Genomic DNA, 16,722 nt, shown 5'->3' on the forward strand with positions numbered 1-16,722 from the left:
CCTGACGTCGCCCGAAGCTCACGAAAAACCCCGGCCAGGCCGGGGTTTTTCGTTTCTGCCGATTCGATCGGCCTGGCGGCCGCGTCACTCCACGTTCTGCGCGCTCTTTTCCGGCTCGGCGGCCAGGGGCTTGATTCGGCGACCGGTTTCGCGGGAGGCCTGCAGGAAGATCGCCGCCGCCAGCATCGACAGGGCTCCGACGCTCAAGAACGTCGCGCGGAAGGCGGACAGCACCTCGGTGTCGCCATAGTCGTCCTGGAAGCCGCCCAGCAACGCCGCGGCGCAGGCGACGCCAAAGCTCATGGCCAGTTGCATGACCACCGACAGCAGACTGTTGCCGCTGGCGGCCTGCTGGTCGTGCAGGTCGATGAGGGTGATGGTGTTCATGGCGGTGAACTGCATGGAGTTAACCGCGCCGAGAATGCCCAGGTGGATCAGCAGCCAGACGAAGGGGGTGGCAGGGCCGATCAGGGCGAGACTGGCGATCAGGCAGCCCAGCAGCAGGGTATTGCCCACCAGCAGGCGCCGATAGCCGAGACGGCCGATCAGCGGACCGGCGATGGGCTTGGCCAGCATCGCCGACAAGGCCAGGGGCATCATTAGCAGACCGGCCTGGGTCGGCGAATAGCCGAGGCCGACCTGGAACAGCAGCGGGATAAGAAAGGGCAGGGCGCCGCTGCCGAGACGGGCGAAGAGATTGCCGAAGATGCCCACGGCAAAGCTGCGGATACGAAACAGCTCGGCGGAAAACAGCGGCTGGTCGTGATGCAGGGCGCGCAGCCAGTAGGCGACCATGCAGGCCATACCACCCATCAGCAGCAATACCACGCGCACATGGGGCAGGTGCAGTTCGCCAAGGCCTTCCAGGGCGATGCTGATGAGGATCATGGAGGCGCCGAACAGCAGAAAGCCCAGGCCATCGAAGCGCTGTGGCAGAGGGCTGCGCAGGTCCGGCAGCAGGCGGCGGGTGGCCAGACAGCCGAGGATGCCCACCGGCAGGTTGATCAGGAAGATCCAGTGCCAGGACACGGCCTCCACCAGCCAGCCGCCCAGCGCCGGGCCCGCCAGGGGGCCGATCAGGCCGGGAATGGTGATGAAGCTGAGGATGCGCACCAGTTCGCTGCGCGGATAGACGCGCAGGATCACCAGCCGCCCCACGGGCAGCATCAGCGAACCGCCGAGGCCCTGGATTACCCGGGCGGCGATCAGCAGGTTGAGGCTGGGCGCCAGGGCGCAGAGCAGCGAGCCAAAGGTGAAGAGGGCGATGGCGGTAAAGAAGACGCGGCGACTGCCGAAACGATCGGAAATCCAGCCCGAGGCAGGAATCAACAGCGCGACGGTGAGCAGGTAGGCGATCACCACCCCCTGCATGCGCAGGGGATTCTCGCCGAGGTCGGCGGCCATGCGCGGCAGGGCGGTGTTGACGATGGTCGCGTCCAACGACTGCATGAAGAAGGCGACGGCGATCAGCCAGGGAAGCCAGCGGGTCGTGGTGGTATCGAGCGTCGGGGTGGGCATTGAGGGGTCCTTGTCGAGACAGCCGACTACCCGCACTCTGACTGTCGGCAGGCGGCAGGGTGCCCCGCTGATTCAATGCGAGCGGGAATCCAGTAGCGCCTCGATCCGTTGGTCCTTTTCTGCCCAGAGCTGGCTGACCCATTGCTGGAAGTCGGCGCGAAATTCCGCGTCTTCACTGTAATCGCCTGCCCAGCGCGCCGGATCCAGAGGGCGCGCGCGGATATCGATGATAACGCGTTTGACCCGTCCGCAGAGCAGGTCCCAGAAGCCGGGTACGCGACCGTCCGGATAGACCAGGGTGACGTCCAGCAGGGTGTCCAGCTGCTCGCCCATGGCGGCGAGGACGAAGGCCATGCCACCGGCCTTGGGTTTGAGCAGGTGGCGATAGGGCGAATGCTGCTCGGCATGCTTGGCGGCGGTGAAGCGGGTGCCTTCCAGGTAGTTGACGATGGTCACCGGCTGGCGACGGAATTTCTCGCAGGCGCGGCGGGTGATGGCCAGGTCCGCGCCCTTGAGCTCCGGGCGGCGCGCCAGCTGGGCGCGGCTGTATCTCTTCATGAAGGGGTAGTCCAGCGCCCACCAGGCCAGACCCAGGAAGGGCACCCAGATGAGTTCCTTCTTCAGGAAGAACTTGAAGTAGGGCACCTTGCCGTTGAAGGTCTCGATCAGGGCGGGGATGTCGACCCAGGACTGGTGGTTGCAGATGACCAGGTAGGAGCTGTCCCGGCTGAGCACCTCGGTGCCACGGATGTCCCAGACGGTAGGGGTGAGCCGGGCGAAGATGACCTTGTTGATCTCGGCCCAGGTCTCGGCGATGGCCGTGACTACCCGGGAGCAGACATCGCGCAGCGCCACGCTGGGCAGCAGCTTGATCAAGGCGAATGCCAGCAGCGGACCGATCATGACCAGGGTGTTCAGCAGGAGCAGCAGGGAGACGGCGATACCGGTCAGGAGGTGCATGGATTCTCTCGTCTGGAACTTAGGGCGATAGTCTTTAGCGCGGCCTGGCACTTTGCGATCATTTGCTTCTGGATGGCTGCTGCCGATCAGCTGCGAAGTGAACGCCATGCTCAAGAAGGTTACCAGTGCCGAGGTCTGCCTCGGCATGTACATCCACAGATTCGAAGGCAACTGGATCGATCATCCGTTCTGGAAGGCGCGCTTCCTGCTCCAGGAGCCGCGCGATCTGCAGAAGATCCAGGACAGCGCCGTGACCGCCGTGTGGATCGATATCGCCAAGGGGCGGGATTGCCAGCCCCCGGCCGAGCGCGCGATGCCCGTAGCTCCGGTCACGCCTCCTGAACCCGCCGTCGCGCCAGCCCGGCCTACGCCCACCACCTTCGCGACCAGCGCCCCAGGCACTGCCATCAGTTGTCCCCAGGAAATGGCCCAGGCTTCCGCCGTGAGCGCCCATGCCAAGCAGGAGGTGGCGCGACTGTTCCAGGACGTGCGCCTGGGCCAGGCCATCGAGCTGAGCGAGGTGGCGACCGTGGTCGAGCAGATCTCGGCGTCGGTGCTGCGGCATCCCACGGCGCTGATCAGTCTGACGCGGCTGCGCACGGCTGACGAGTATACCTACATCCATTCGGTGTCGGTCTGCGCCCTGATGACGGCGGTGGCGCGGCAGATGGAGCTGCCGGCGGAGCAGGTGCAGCTCGCCGGCCAGGCTGGCCTGCTGCACGACGTGGGCAAGATGCGTACCCCTCTGGAGGTACTGAACAAGCCAGGCAAGCTGACCGACGCGGAATTCGCCGTGATGCAGCGACACCCCGAGGAGGGCGTCGCCCTGCTGCACCAGTGGGGCGCGGCCGCGGAGGTGATCGACGTCTGTCTACACCATCACGAGAAATTCGATGGCACTGGCTATCCCCGTGGCCTGGCCGGGACACAGATCAGTCTGCTGTCGCGCATCGCCGCGGTCTGCGACGTCTATGACGCCATTTCCTCGACCCGCCCCTACAAGACCGCCTGGAGTCCGGCCGAAGCGATCCGGCGCATGGCGGAATGGCAGGGGCATTTCGATCCCCAGGTGTTCCAGGCCTTCGTCAAGACGCTGGGTATCTATCCGATCGGCTCCCTGGTGCGGCTGAGCAACGAGCAACTGGCGGTGGTGGTCGAGCAGCACCCGGACAGCCTGCTGACGCCGCGGGTGCGGGTGTTCTTTTCCGCTCGCTCGCGCACGCCCCTGCCGCAGCGACTGCTGGATCTCGCCCGGCCCCCCGCCAACGAACGCATCCTGCGGCGCGAGGATCCGGAGGAGTGGGGCTTTCGCAATCTGCAGCGGCTCTGGCAGCAGGCCTAGCGCCGGCTCAGGGGCGGGTCGCCTGCAGCGACGGGCGTTCGTCGGTGCGGGCATACCAGGCGGCAATGCGCGGACAGTCGCTGCGCCAGGCAAAGGTGGGGATGCGGAAGTCCAGATAGCCGAGCAGGCAGGCCATGCCCAGGCTGGCCACGTCGAATTCGCCGTCCAGTTCCTGGATGGCCTCGCGCTCGAAGTAGTCTAGGGCTCGGGCGATCTTTTCCTGCTGGTTGTCCAGCCAGAGTTTCCATTGCATGCCCGGCGGACGCATGAAGCTCTCGTAGCGGATCTGCACCGCGGCTTCCATCATGGCGTCGCACAGTGAGGCCAGGGTCAGGCGGCGCCAGCGCTCCGGGCCCTGGCGAGGGATCAGCGGGGTGCGCTCGTGCAGGGTGTCCAGATAGTCAAGGATGACGCGACTGTCGTGCAGGCAGGTGCCATCGGCCAGGCGCAGGGCGGGAATCTTGCCGGCCGGATTGGTATCGAGAACGTCGCGATTGGGGTTGAGCGGCGTCTGCTGGACGATTTCCACTTCGACCTGCTCGATCAGGTCCGTCTCGTGGAGCATCACCACGACTTTACGACCGAAGGGCGAGGCGGGAGTGTGGTACAGGATCATGGACATGGGCCGGGCTCTCCAGAGGGCAGGACTGCCTTCGCTGGTGGCGAAGCCCTGCACTGTAAGCCCTAGGCCGGCCTGGGTAAAAGATCGCCTTGGTCGTAGGCGGCTGGATCAGGCCAGGCCCGGCAGCTCGACGTACACGCCCAGCCCGCGTCCTTGCAGGCCTTCGCCCAGGTGCAGACTGCCGCCATGGATTTCGACGATGCGTTTGACGATGGGCAGGCCCAGGCCGCTGCCGACGTTCTGACCGGCGCTCTCGCTGCGATAGAAGCGGGTGAATATCATCGCCCGCTCTTCCGGGGTGACGCCGGGTCCGCTGTCGCAGACATTGATGCGTACCCGCCCGGGCACATCCTCGACGACCCGCACCAGCACCTGGCCACCGCTGGGGGTGTAGCGGATGGCATTGCCCACCAGGTTGGTGAGCAGCACCCCCAACCAGGTGGGAATGCCGGACAGCTTGACCTCCTGATCCTCCAGCACCAGGTCGATGTGCTTTTCGATGGCCAGCGGCGCGAGTTCCGAAAGGGTGTCCGCCGCCAGGCGACCGAGGTGGACGGGGACGAACTGCTCCTGCAGGGCGCCACTGTCCAGGCGTGCCAGGAGCAGGATCTGCTCCATCAGCTGGCTGATGCGTTCGGCGCTGCGGCGCACCTGCACCAGGCCCCGGGCGTGGGCCTGGGGATCGCTGGATCTCAGGGCGACCTGGGTGTGGGTCAGCAGACTGGCGAGGGGCGTGCGGATCTCGTGGGCGGCGTCGCTGGTCAGCCGGCGCTCGGCTTCCAGGGCGCCGTCCAGGCGTTGCAGCAGGGCGTTGATCTCTTCGACCAGCACCGCCGCTTCCAAGGGGACCCGGTTCAGTGCCAGGGGCTCCAGGCGCTGGGCGGAACGCTGCTTGATCTGCGCGGCCAGCTGGCGCAGCGGTTCGAGACCGCGGGTGACGCCGAACCAGATGAGTGCGGCCAGCACCGGCAGGGCCAGCGCCAGGGGAAACAGTGAGCCGAGCAGCAGCAGATTGGTGGCGCCGCGTCGATCGGCCAGGTTTTCGTAGATCCAGATGCGTCCATCGCCGCTGCTCAGGCGCAGCACGCGCCAGTGCTGCCCTTCGGCCAGCAGACTGCTGAAACCGGGCGGCTGCTCGGCCAGGCCGGCAGGTGGCGCCGGGGTGCCGAGGCGCTGGTCACCGGCCTGTAGCAGATAGCCCAAGGCGTTGCGCCGCTTGAACAGCGGCAAGTCGGCGATGGCCGTGCGGCTGCGCTCCAGGGCACGCGCCGCGGGCGGCAGGCTGTGATCGCTGCCGGCGCCGAGGGTGGCCAGATGCAGCGCTGCGGAACCGAAGTCGAGCATGTCTTCGTCCGCCAGGCGATTCACCTGGCGCAGCACCAGTTGGTAGGTCACCAGAGCGGCGATCAGCCAGCAGGCGAAGATCCCGCACAGCAGCAGCGTCAGCAGGCGCCGCCGCAGCGAGATGGCCGGGCCGTCGCTCACGGCGCCGGCCGCTCGGGTTGGTCGATGCCGTAGCCGATGCCGCGCACGGTTCGGATCAGGCTGCTGCCGAGCTTGCGTCTGAGGTGATGGATATGGACCTCGATGGCATTGCTCTCGACGTCGCCATCCCAGCCGTAGAGCGCCTGCTCCAGGCGATTGCGCGAGAGCACCTTGCCCATGTTTTCCAGCAGCAGGCGCAGCAGGGCGTATTCGCGCGGCGCCAGTTCGACCGGCTGGCCGGCCAGGGTCACCCGGTGGGTGGCCGGATCGACCCGCAGCTCGTTGTGCTCCAGTTGCGGCAGCGCCCGGCCGGCGCTGCGGCGGGTGAGGGCGCGGACCCGGGCGAGCAGTTCGTCCAGGTCGAAGGGTTTGGTCAGGTAGTCGTCGGCGCCGGTGTCCAGGCCGGTGACCCGGTCGGTGACCTTGTCGCGGGCGGTGAGGATCAGCACCGGGGTGGCGTCGCCGCGCTTGCGCAGCGCGGCCAGGACCTCGAGTCCCGAGCGGCGGGGCAGGCCGATGTCGAGCACCACCAGATCGAAGGGATCGGTTTCCAGCGCCGCCTGGGCGGCCTGGCCATCGGTCACCCAGTCGACGGTGTCGCCTTCCAGGGCCAGGCCGGCGCGGATGCCGTCGCCCAGCAGCATGTCGTCTTCGGCCAGTAGTATTCTCATCGGATTTTCCCAGGCGGTTGAGCGGTTTTACCGCTCCGGGCCGGCCTCGGCAAGAGCGGTGACCATCTCCAGGATGGTCAGCCTCCAGCCTAGGCCAGGGCGCTTAAGGCCGGATTAACACGGCTCAGGGACGCTGGGCGCTGACCCGCCAGATCGTATTGCCGACATCGTCGGCCACCAGCAGGCCGCCGTGACCATCGTTGACCACCCCGACCGGACGTCCCTGGGCCTCTTCCTTGCCATTGAGGAAGCCGGTCAGCAGGTCGCGCGGCGGGCCGCTGGGCTTGCCGTTCTGGAAGGGCACGAAGACGACCTTGTAGCCGCTCTTGGGATCGCGATTCCAGGAGCCGTGCTGGCCGACGAACATGCCCTGGCGAAACGCCGTCGGCAACTCGCTGTCGGCGCTCGCGAAGGCCAGGCCTAGGGAGGCGGTGTGGGTACCCAGGGCGTAGTCCGGGGTCAGCGCCTTGGCCACCAGATCCGGACGGGGCGGCTGTACCCGGCTGTCCACGGTCTTGCCCCAGTAGCTGTAGGGCCAGCCATAGAAGCCGCCGTCCTGCACCGAGGTGGCATAGTCCGGCACCAGGTCGCTGCCGATCTCGTCGCGTTCGTTGACCACCGTCCACAGTTTGCCGGTGGTGGGCTCCCAGTCCAGCCCATTGGGGTTGCGCAGACCGGTGGCGAACAGGCGTTTCTGGCCGCTGGCGCGATCCAGCTCCCAGATGGCGGCGCGGCCTTCCTCGATATCCAGGCCGTTTTCGCCGACGTTGCTGTTGGAGCCCACGGTGAGATAGAGCTTCTTGCCGTCGCGGCTGGCGATGACGTTCTTGGTCCAGTGGTGATTGATGCCCGCCGGTAGCTCGGTGACCGTCACCGGCTGGCCTTCCAGGCGAGTCGCACCGGGGCGATAGGAGAAGCGCACCAGGGCATCGGCATTGGCGACATAGAAGTCCTCGCCCACCAGCACCATGCCGAACGGCGAATGCAGCTGTTCGGCGAAGACGGTGCGGGTCTCGGCGACGCCATCGCCGTCGGCATCGCGCAACAGGGTGATGCGGTCGGCGCTGGGCACCCCGGCGCCGGCCTTCTTCATGAACAAACCCGCGATCCAGTTCTTGATCCCGGGAAAGCCCTCGCGCTTGGGCGCATTGCTTTCCGCCACCAGCACATCGCCATTGGGCAGCACATAGAGCCAGCGCGGATGGTCCAGGCCACGGGCGAAGGCCTGGACCTGGGTGCCGGGCGCGGCAGTGGGCTTGCCGCCTTCGGGCCAGCCGACCGCCGGGGCCACGTTGATGCTGGGCAGCAGGGTCTTGTGGGGTTCCGGCAGGGTCGGTGCCGGGCCGTAACCAGCTTCGCGCTGCAGCCGTGCGGTCTCGCCACAGCCAAGCAGGGCCATGGCGGCCAGGGTCACGGCCAGAGTACGCAGGGGAAGGGGCATGGCAGGGCTCTCGCGGTGGGCTTCGCAGGATAGAGCGCAGGTTCCAGCGAACGTTCCTGGCCAGGTCCTGGGGTCATCCGGCAGGTCCGCTCCAGTGGGTCTTGAAAATGACTCTTTTGGGAATGTTGGTCTTTTTGCGTGCCACGGCGTCTGACCCGTTCTTTTATGGATACAGAAAGTCTTGTCGATTCAAGGTGTTAGCTCGGCTGCGCGGGCAGTTGCGGAAAAACGGCGGCTATCTGACGCGAATCATGACGTAACTGGCTGTTTTTGCAGGAGAAAATTCACTAAAGCTGGGGGCGGTGACGCCGATAGCAGCCCCAACAATGACGACGAAGTCGCACCCAGCGGCGCCGCAACAGGACGCGGCCGCCTGAGCTCGCCCACGCCGGAACCCGTTAGCTTGCGGGGGCGGGGAGTCTTCTTTTCCACAGGTGCAGTCATGCAATCCCTTACCCGGCGCGTGCGCCAGTTTTCCCTGCGTCTGGCCGGTACCCTGGCCTTGAGCAGCGCCCTCTTCGGTTCGGCCCAGGCGGTCGAGCTGGTCGGGCTCAACTTTTCCGGTGCCGGCTTCGCCAGCCATGTCTTGCCCGGCCTCAACAACCGCAACTACATCTTTCCCAGCGAGCAGCACTTCAAGGACTGGAGCGCCAAGGGCATCAAGCTGGTGCGCTTTCCGATCATCTGGGAGCGTATCCAGCCCAAGCTGAACTCCATGCTGGATCCGGACTATGGCGCCCTGGTCACCCAGACGCTGAACTATGCCCAGAAGTACGACGTCAAGGTGATCCTCGACCTGCACAACTATGCGCGCTATCGCGGCGAGGTCATCGGCGCCGGCAAGGTCACCTATTTCAACTACTGGGACGTGACCTACCGCCTGGCCTTCCGCTTCGGCAAGCATCCGGCGCTCTATGGCTACGACATCATGAACGAGCCCCACGACGCCGTGGCCTTCTGGCCGACCGCCGCCCAGCACGGCATCAACGGCATCCGTACCGTGGACAACGTCCATCCGATCATCGTCGAGGGCAACGGCTGGTCCAGCGCCGCCCGTTGGCCACAGTGGAACGATCCGCTGCTGGCGCTCAAGGATCCGGCCAACAAGCTGATCTTTTCCGCCCACGTCTATTTCGACAACGACGGCGGCGGCCAGTACGCCAGCAAGGACATGAGCGGCTTCGATCCCCAGGTCGGGGTGAAGCGCGTCAAGCCCTTCGTCGACTGGCTGAAAAAGAACGGCAAGCAGGGCTATATCGGCGAATTCGGTGTGCCGGACGACGATCCGCGCTGGCTGGTGGCCATGGACAACATGCTGGCCTATCTCAAGCAGCACTGCATCCCGGCCAGCTATTGGGCTGCCGGTCCGGGCTGGGGCAACTACAACCTGGCGGTGGAACCCATCAACGGCGTGGATCGTCCCCAGTGGGCGACCCTGAAGAAGTACGTCGACAACACCAGCTGCGCCAGCATCGGGCCCAATTAAGCCCGGTCAGCGATGGCGGTCCCTGGGGTCGGCAGGCTACCCTTGAGTTTTAACCGTGCCAGCCCCGAGGACCCCTCATGAGCCAGATTCCCGCCGACCTGCGTTATGCCGCCAGCCACGAATGGGCGCGCCTGGAAGCCGACGGTAGCGTGACCGTCGGCATTTCCGACCATGCCCAGGAAGCCCTGGGCGATGTGGTCTTCATCGAACTGCCGGACGTCGGCAAGACCCTCGCGGCCGGTGACCAGGCCGGGGTGGTGGAGTCGGTCAAGGCGGCCTCGGACATCTATGCTCCGGTGAGCGGTGAGGTCATCGCCATCAACGAGGCCCTGGCCGACGCCCCCGAGCAGGTCAATGGCGAGCCCTATGGCGCCTGGTTCTTCAAGCTCAAGCCGCAGGACGCGGCCGAGCTGGACAGGCTGCTCGACGCCGACGGCTATCGCGCGGCCAGCGAAAGCTGAGGCGACAGCCTCACGCCCAGGCAACCGGCAAAAAAGAACCCCGCACGGCATGACCGGCGGGGTTCTTTTTTGCCTGGTCCTTACTGGGTCAGGATGCGCATGGCGAGATCGTTGTCGCTGGCCTGCAGGCCCGGCTCGGCGGCGCGCATGTCGCGCAGCGCGGCTTCCAGGTAGGGGCCACGGATCTGGCCGTTGCTGGCCAGATAGGAGCTGGCGTCGTCCTGGGTGGCGGCAACGATCTTGTGGTCGTCACGGCTGGTGGTATAGAACGAGCCGGAGGTCGCCCCCAGGGTCGCGGCATGCCGCCAGAACCGCGCATCCGCATTGGCGGCGGTGGTCGCGGCCAGCAGCGGCAGACCGATCAGGGAAACCAGAGCAAGCTTCTTCAGGCGCATGGATGAGATCTCCTTCTTGAGGTTTCCTATAGAGAGCTCAGACATCCTTTGAGTTCCAGAGGGCTGTGCAGGCGCCTTCCGACCGCGCCTAGCCCTGGATCATGCTGTGGATGCGTTCCGCCAGGGCATCGATGTCGAAGGGCTTGATCAGCATGTCCATGTTCTCGCCGAGGAATTCGCCACGCACCTTGGCGTTCTTGGCATAGCCGGTGATGAACAGCACCTTGAGCTCGGGCCGCCGACCGCGGGCGATCTCGGCGAGTTGGCGGCCGTTCATGCCGGGCAGGCCGACGTCGCTGATGAGCAGGTCCAGCCGCTGGCCGCTCTCGATGATCGGCAGGGCGCCATCGGCGTCGCTCGCCTCCAGCGCGATGTAACCCAGCTCGGCGAGCACCTCCAGCACGATCATGCGTACCGCGTACTCGTCTTCCACCACCAGCACGGTCTGGCCGGCCTCGGCACGGGGCGCGACCTTGAGCGTCGGTTGCTCGGTGGTGGCTGCCGCCAGCTCGGGATGACGCGGCAGATAGAGGCTGATGGTGGTGCCCTGACCCTGCTCGGTGTCGATGCGCGCGGTGCCGCCGGATTGCTTGACGAAGCCGTAGATCATCGACAGGCCGAGCCCCGTGCCCTGGCCGGCCGGCTTGGTGGTGAAGAAGGGCTCGAAGGCCTTGGCCTTGACCTCCGGCGGCATGCCGGTGCCGGTGTCGGCCACGCTCAGGCGCACGTAGTCGCCCGGGGTCAGGGATTCGCGCGCGGCGGCCTCGGCGTCGAGGCTGAGGTTGGCGGTGGCGATGCACAGCTCGCCGCCCGCCGGCATGGCGTCGCGGCCGTTGATGACCAGGTTGAGCAGGGCGTTTTCCAGCTGGTGGGTATCGCTGTGGGCGAGCCAGGCGACCGGCGCCAGATCCAGGCGCAGGGCGACGTTCTCGCCCACGGTACGCACCAGCAGGTCCTGCAGCGAGCCGACCAGCTGGTGCACGTCCACCGGCTGCGGATCCAGGGTCTGGCGGCGGGCGAAGGCCAGCAGCCGATGGGTGAGGGCGGCGGCGCGATCGGCCGAATTGACCGCGGCGTTGATGTAGCGATCCAGATCCTGGGTGCGCCCGTTGGCGATGCGCAGGCGGATCAGGTCGAGGGCCCCGACGATGCCGGTGAGCATGTTGTTGAAGTCATGGGCGATACCACCGGTGAGCTGACCGATGGCTTCCATCTTCTGTGACTGGCGCAAGGCTTCTTCGGTGCGCTCGCGTTCGTAGATCTCGGCGATCAGCCGCGCATGGCTGCGTCCCAACTCCTGGGTGCGCTCGGCGATGCGCTGCTCCAGTTGGTCGGTGGTCTGGCGCGCCTCGGTGACGTCCACGCCACAACCCACCAGGCCATGGAATTCACCGTCGAGCTCCAGTCGCGGCGTACCTTCCAGCCGTAGCCAGCGCCATTCGCCCTGGGCATTGCGCACCCGCACCTCGGCGCGCAGGGCGCTGTGGGTGGCGATGGCCTGCTTGAAGGCGCCCTCGAAGGCCGGGCATTCGCTGTCCGGGAGCAGGGCGCTCCAGCCCTGGTCATGCAGATCGGCGTCGTGCAGATCGAATTCGCGAGCGAAGCGCTGGTTGACGAATTGCAACTGGCCATCGGCATCGCAGGCCCAGATCAACACCGGGGCGCTGTCGGCCATGAGGCGGAAGCGGCCCTCGCTCTCGCGCTGGGCGTCCTGGGAGCGCTGCCGGCAGATGGCCGCCCAGAGGCGGTCGGTGACATCGCGCAGGAATTGCACCTCGCCTTCCGTCCACAACCGAGCGCGCTGGTCATGGGCGACGAACAGCGCCCGCAGGCGACCGTCCTCATAGAGCGGGATGTCCACCAGCGCCGCGATCTCCAATTCGAGCAGGGGCTGGGCATTGGCCTGGGCCCGCGGATCCTGGCTGACATCGTCGATGACCAGGGGTGGTGCGCCCTCCTGGTTGCCCAGGCTGTCGGGAGCGAGCAGGGGATAGGCCAGGGCCTGATCGCAATGGCCGTTGGGCGTCCACATCTGCTGCGGGACGAAGATGCCGCGATTCTCGTCCAGACGGGCATAGCCGACCCGGCGCAGGCCCAGTCGCGTACCCACCAGCTCCAGGGCGGCAGCGACGCCGGTGCTTTCCGGATCCCCTTCACGCAAGCGGTCGCCCAGTTCGATGAGGGCGTGCTGACGCGCCTCGGCGGCGCGGCGCTCCTCGATCTGCCGGCGCAACTGGCGGTTGGTCTCGCTGATGCGATCGGCGTCGTGGCGTTCACGGGTGATGTCGCGAGCGATGCCCACCAGCCGCCGCTGACCGCCGGGCTCCAGACGTTCGCGGCCGCGGATGCTCAGCCACACCGGTTCGCCCTGGCGCGGACTGCGGACGCGAAAGGTCAGCCGCAGGTCATAGGCATTGCTGCCGCCCTGGATGGCCGCGCTGACATAGGCGCGCACCCGGGGCGCATCGGCGGGATGCAGGGCGCGCAGCAGCGCCGCGCCACGCAGGGTGCAGCGGCGCTCCGTGGCGCCGACCAGATGGGCGAGGCGCGAATCCCAGCTGATCAGATCGCGGTCGATGTCATAGTCCCAGACGCCCAGGTCGGCCACGTCCATGGCCAGGGCGATGCGCTGCTCGGCCAGGCGCAGGGCCTCGGCCGCCGCGGTGCGTTCGATGACGATGCGGATGCGCTCGGCCACCTCGCGCACCAGGGCCACATCGCCGATGGTCCAGTGACGGGGCGTGTCGGCATAGAGGAACAACAGGCCAACCAGTTGCTCTTCGGCGAGCAAGGGCACCACCAGGCCGGCGCGCACGCCATGCTCGACCAACTGGGCGCGCATCTCGCCCAGGCGACTGTCCTGGGCGCTGTCTTCCACGCTGACGATGATGCCACGGCGCAATTCCTCCACCGCCGAGGTGTGCCAGTGACCCAGGCTGGGCAGGTTGAGGCGATGGGTACGGCCCTGTTCGAGCCAGTCGCTGTCGATGGTCAGGCTGCCGTTGCGACCGACCCGGGCGTAGCCGATGCGCTGCACGGCCAGCAGGTGGCCAAGGCTGTCGCCCAGTACCGAGGCGACCTCGCCGGTGTGGGTCACGCCATGCAGCAGATCGCCCAGTTCGAGCAGGAAGCGCTGGCGATCATGGCTGCGGATGCGTTCGCTGAGATCGACGAAGGTGCAGATGGCACCCTGGACCTCGCCGTCGCGCCACAGCGGCTGGGCGCGCCATTCCACCGGCAGCAGACTGCCGTCCTCGCGCAACAGCGCATCGGCGGACAGGTGCAGGGTAGCGCCTTCGCTGGCAGCACGTTGCAGGGCTCGGGCGCCATCCTCGCTGCGGGCGGAGCTGAGTCGCGTATCCAGGCGTTCGCCGAGGAGGTCTCGTTCCTCGGACAGCCCGAGCATCTGCCGGAAGGCGCGATTGCACAGGGTGGCGCGGCCGTCGCGATCCAGGGCGCAGAAGCCTTCGTGGGTCGATTCGAGCAGCAGGTGGGCGAAGGCCTCGCTCTCCCGCAGCGCCGTTTCCGCCCGCTTGCGGCTGTCGATGTCCTGGGCCACGCCGACCCAGTGCTCGATCTCGCCGCTGGCATTGGTGAAGGGCATGGTGCGGGTTTCGAACCAGCGGTAGCGACCCTCGGCATCGCGCAGCTGCAACTCCAGGCTGCCGGCGACTCTTTGCTCGCGCACCTCGCGCCAGCGGCGCAGCAATTGCGGGCGCTGCTCGGGATGGATGGCGCCGGCCCAGAGATCGGGATCGGCGACCACGTTGGCCGGACTCAGGCCGCTGTATTCGTACCAGTAGCGATTGGCGTATTCGAAGCTGCCATCGGGCCGCGCGAACCAGATGATCTGTGGATTGACGTCCATCAGGGCGCGGTAATGGGTTTCGTCGAGGGTGCTGTGCCGGGTGGGCGACGCCGCCTGCAGGCGAGTCTCGAACAGGCGCAGCACCTGGCGCGCCAGGCGTTCGAGTCCGCTCAGGCGCGCGGCGCTCAATTCGCGCGGTTGCCAGTCCAGCACGCAGAGGGTGCCGAGAAAGACACCGTCCGCCGTGCGCAGCGGAGCGCCGGCATAGAATCTCAGCCCGGCCGGATCGGTGACCAGGGGATTGTCGGTGAAGCGTGGGTCCTGGCTCAGGTCTTCGATCTGCCGCGCCTCCTGGGCCGCGTGCAGGTGTTGGCAGAAGGACAGGGCCAGGGGGATCTCCGCCACGCCCAGGCCGCGCTCGGCGATGAACAACTGCTGCTCTTCACCGAGCAGGTTGACCGCGGCGATGGGCGTCTCGCACAGGGTGGCCGCCAGTTCCACCAGGTCGTCGAGGGCCGGCTCCGGCTGGTCGTCGAGCACGCCGTAGGCGGTCAGGACCTCCTGGCGGCGACGGCGCTGTTCGGCGTCCTCGGCGCCTACGGCAGGATTCACGACGGTTGTCTGCACGGCTGGCTATCCTTGTTCCGCTCGCGGGATGCTGGGGCGCTAACGCTCGCTCTGGGGCGTGACGCGCAGGACTTCTTCCACGGTGGTGAAGCCGGCGGCGATCTTTTGCGCACCGGACAGCCGCAGGCTGCGCATGCCTTCCTTGAACGCCTGCCGCCGCAGCGCGGTGATGTCGGTATCCGCCGTCACCAGTTCGCGCAGACTATCGGAGAGGGTGAGGATTTCGTATACCCCGGCACGACCGCGGTAACCGGTGTCGCGACACTCCGGACAACCCACCGGCTGCATGGCCCCGGTGGGCAGCGGCGCGTTCCAGGGCTTGGTCAGTTCCTGCCAGGCGGCCGGGTCCAGCTCGGTGGGCGTCTTGCAGGCCGGGCAGAGGGTGCGCACCAGGCGCTGGGCCATGACGCCCAGCACCGTGGCGCGGATCAGGTAATAGGGCACGCCCAGTTCGATCAGCCGGCTCACCGAGCTAGGGGCGTCGTTGGTGTGCAGGGTGGAAAGCACCAAGTGCCCGGTCAGCGCCGCCTGGATGGCCATCTCGGCGGTTTCCAGGTCGCGGATCTCGCCGATCATGATGATGTCCGGGTCCTGCCGCATCAGCGCCCTGACACCGCTGGCGAAGGTCACCTCGATATTGTGCTGCACCTGCATCTGGTTGAAGGCGTCTTCCACCATCTCGATGGGGTCTTCGATGGTACAGACGTTCACCTCGGGCGTGGCCAGCTGCTTGAGGGTGGTGTACAGCGTGGTGGTCTTGCCCGAACCGGTGGGGCCGGTGACCAGGATGATGCCGTTGGGCTGCCCGGTCATGCCGGCCCAGCGGCGCAGGTCGTCGGCGGAGAAACCGAGCTGGTCGAAGCTCTTGAGCAGCACGTCCGGGTCGAAGATCCGCATCACCAGCTTTTCGCCGAAGGCGGTGGGCATGGTCGACAGGCGCAGTTCGACTTCCTTCTCGCCGGCCATGCGCGTCTTGATCCGGCCATCCTGTGGCTTGCGCTTCTCGGCGACGTTCATGCGGCCGAGGTTCTTGATCCGGCTGACCACCGCCAGGGTGACCTGGGCGGGGAACTGGTAGACGGTGTGCAGCACCCCGTCGATGCGAAAGCGCACCGCGCCCTGCTCGCGGCGCGGCTCGACGTGGATATCGCTGGCGCGCTGCTGGAAGGCGTACTGGAACAGCCAGTCGACGATGTTGACGATGTGGGCATCGTTGGCATCCGGCTCGCCATCGGCGGCACCGAGATTGACCAACTGCTCGAAGTTGCCGACGCCGCTGGTCTTCTGCTCCACCGCCGAGGCGCCGGTGACCGAGCGCGCCAGGCGAAAGAATTCCTGGGTATAGCGGGTGATGTCCGCGGGGCTGGCCACCACCCGCTTGATCGGTCGCTGCAGCACATGGGTGAGGTTGCTCTCCCAGCTGTGCACGAAGGGCTGGGCGCTGGCCACCGTCACCTCGTCCGGGCTCACCGCCACGGCGAGGATCTTGTTGCGCTGGGCGAAAGCGTAGGACATCAGCGGGGTGACCGAGGCCACGTCCACCTTGAGCGGATCGATGCGGTAGAAGGGTTGGCCCGAGTACTCGGCGAGCCAGCGGGTCAGGCTGTCCAGATCCAGCTTGCGCCCCGGTCGGCTGAGGTCGTCCACGCTCTGCGCGGCCAGGAACTCCAGCGGATGCTGCTGCGGATTGGCCGAGCCACGGCGCAAGAGCAGGCACTGCTCAGCGGTCTGCTGGTCGATCCGCTGCTGGCTGACCAGCTCGCGCAGGATGTCGCCCAGGTCGAGCCAACGATCAGCGGAAGGGGAAGCTATGGCGGACATCTGGACTCCTTGAAAAGGTGGTCACACTCGGGTGGCGCCCGGTGCCTGACCGGGAACGACCCGCCTGCCGTACCGCCAGGTTGGT

12 protein-coding genes are annotated in these 16,722 nt (G+C 66.9%); 3 read left to right on the forward strand and 9 right to left on the reverse strand.

The window, feature by feature from the left end:
- Window positions 1-84: 84 nt before the first annotated feature.
- Together mdtD and C722_RS0105125 are read right to left on the reverse strand one after the other, a co-directional pair.
- Complete coding sequence (gene mdtD / locus C722_RS0105120) at window positions 85-1,518, reverse strand: multidrug transporter subunit MdtD (protein WP_017639481.1); 1,434 nt, start codon at window positions 1,516-1,518, stop codon at window positions 85-87.
- 72 nt (window positions 1,519-1,590) lie between these two features.
- Entirely contained in the window at window positions 1,591-2,478 is an 888-nt protein-coding gene (locus tag C722_RS0105125) for an acyltransferase (protein ID WP_017639482.1), read from the reverse strand.
- A 106-nt stretch (window positions 2,479-2,584) separates the two neighbouring features.
- Here C722_RS0105125 and C722_RS0105130 point away from each other — a divergent pair, with 106 nt between their 5' ends.
- Window positions 2,585-3,820 (forward strand): HD-GYP domain-containing protein, encoded by a 1,236-nt coding sequence (locus tag C722_RS0105130; RefSeq protein ID WP_017639483.1) that lies wholly within the window; start codon window positions 2,585-2,587, stop codon window positions 3,818-3,820.
- A gap of 7 nt (window positions 3,821-3,827) precedes the next feature.
- On the opposite strand, the gene C722_RS0105135 is transcribed toward C722_RS0105130, so the two are convergent.
- From C722_RS0105135 to C722_RS0105150, 4 genes are all read right to left on the reverse strand, one after another.
- Window positions 3,828-4,442, reverse strand: coding sequence for a glutathione S-transferase family protein (locus C722_RS0105135; protein ID WP_017639484.1), 615 nt, complete (start codon window positions 4,440-4,442; stop codon window positions 3,828-3,830).
- 108 nt (window positions 4,443-4,550) lie between these two features.
- Window positions 4,551-5,927, reverse strand: a complete 1,377-nt coding sequence (locus C722_RS0105140; protein ID WP_017639485.1) for a HAMP domain-containing sensor histidine kinase — start codon at window positions 5,925-5,927, stop codon at window positions 4,551-4,553.
- On the reverse strand, window positions 5,924-6,598 hold the full coding sequence (locus tag C722_RS0105145) for a response regulator (RefSeq protein ID WP_017639486.1): 675 nt from the start codon (window positions 6,596-6,598) through the stop codon (window positions 5,924-5,926). The genes C722_RS0105140 and C722_RS0105145 overlap by 4 nt, the downstream gene beginning before the upstream one ends.
- Window positions 6,599-6,722: 124 nt before the next feature.
- Window positions 6,723-8,039 carry a sorbosone dehydrogenase family protein gene (locus C722_RS0105150; RefSeq protein WP_017639487.1) on the reverse strand — a complete coding sequence of 439 codons (1,317 nt, stop codon included), beginning with the start codon at window positions 8,037-8,039 and terminating at the stop codon, window positions 6,723-6,725.
- A 442-nt stretch (window positions 8,040-8,481) separates the two neighbouring features.
- Here C722_RS0105150 and C722_RS0105155 point away from each other — a divergent pair, with 442 nt between their 5' ends.
- Window positions 8,482-9,525 (forward strand): glycoside hydrolase family 5 protein, encoded by a 1,044-nt coding sequence (locus C722_RS0105155; RefSeq protein ID WP_017639488.1) that lies wholly within the window; start codon window positions 8,482-8,484, stop codon window positions 9,523-9,525.
- A gap of 77 nt (window positions 9,526-9,602) precedes the next feature.
- Complete coding sequence (gene gcvH, locus C722_RS0105160; protein ID WP_017639489.1) at window positions 9,603-9,986, forward strand: glycine cleavage system protein GcvH; 384 nt, start codon at window positions 9,603-9,605, stop codon at window positions 9,984-9,986.
- A gap of 80 nt (window positions 9,987-10,066) precedes the next feature.
- Here the strand turns inward: gcvH and C722_RS0105165 are convergent, their stop codons facing one another.
- From C722_RS0105165 to C722_RS0105175, 3 genes are all read right to left on the reverse strand, one after another.
- Window positions 10,067-10,381 carry a DUF2388 domain-containing protein gene (locus tag C722_RS0105165; protein WP_017639490.1) on the reverse strand — a complete coding sequence of 105 codons (315 nt, stop codon included), beginning with the start codon at window positions 10,379-10,381 and terminating at the stop codon, window positions 10,067-10,069.
- A gap of 88 nt (window positions 10,382-10,469) precedes the next feature.
- The gene (locus tag C722_RS0105170; protein WP_017639491.1) at window positions 10,470-14,816 is read right to left on the reverse strand and encodes a PAS domain S-box protein; all 4,347 of its coding nucleotides are present in this window, start codon (window positions 14,814-14,816) and stop codon (window positions 10,470-10,472) included.
- 39 nt (window positions 14,817-14,855) lie between these two features.
- On the reverse strand, window positions 14,856-16,637 hold the full coding sequence (locus C722_RS0105175) for a GspE/PulE family protein (protein ID WP_017639492.1): 1,782 nt from the start codon (window positions 16,635-16,637) through the stop codon (window positions 14,856-14,858).
- Window positions 16,638-16,722 lie beyond the last annotated feature (85 nt).

Source organism: Pseudomonas sp. 313, assembly GCF_000316965.1.
GTDB lineage: Bacteria > Pseudomonadota > Gammaproteobacteria > Pseudomonadales > Pseudomonadaceae > Chryseomonas > Chryseomonas benzopyrenica.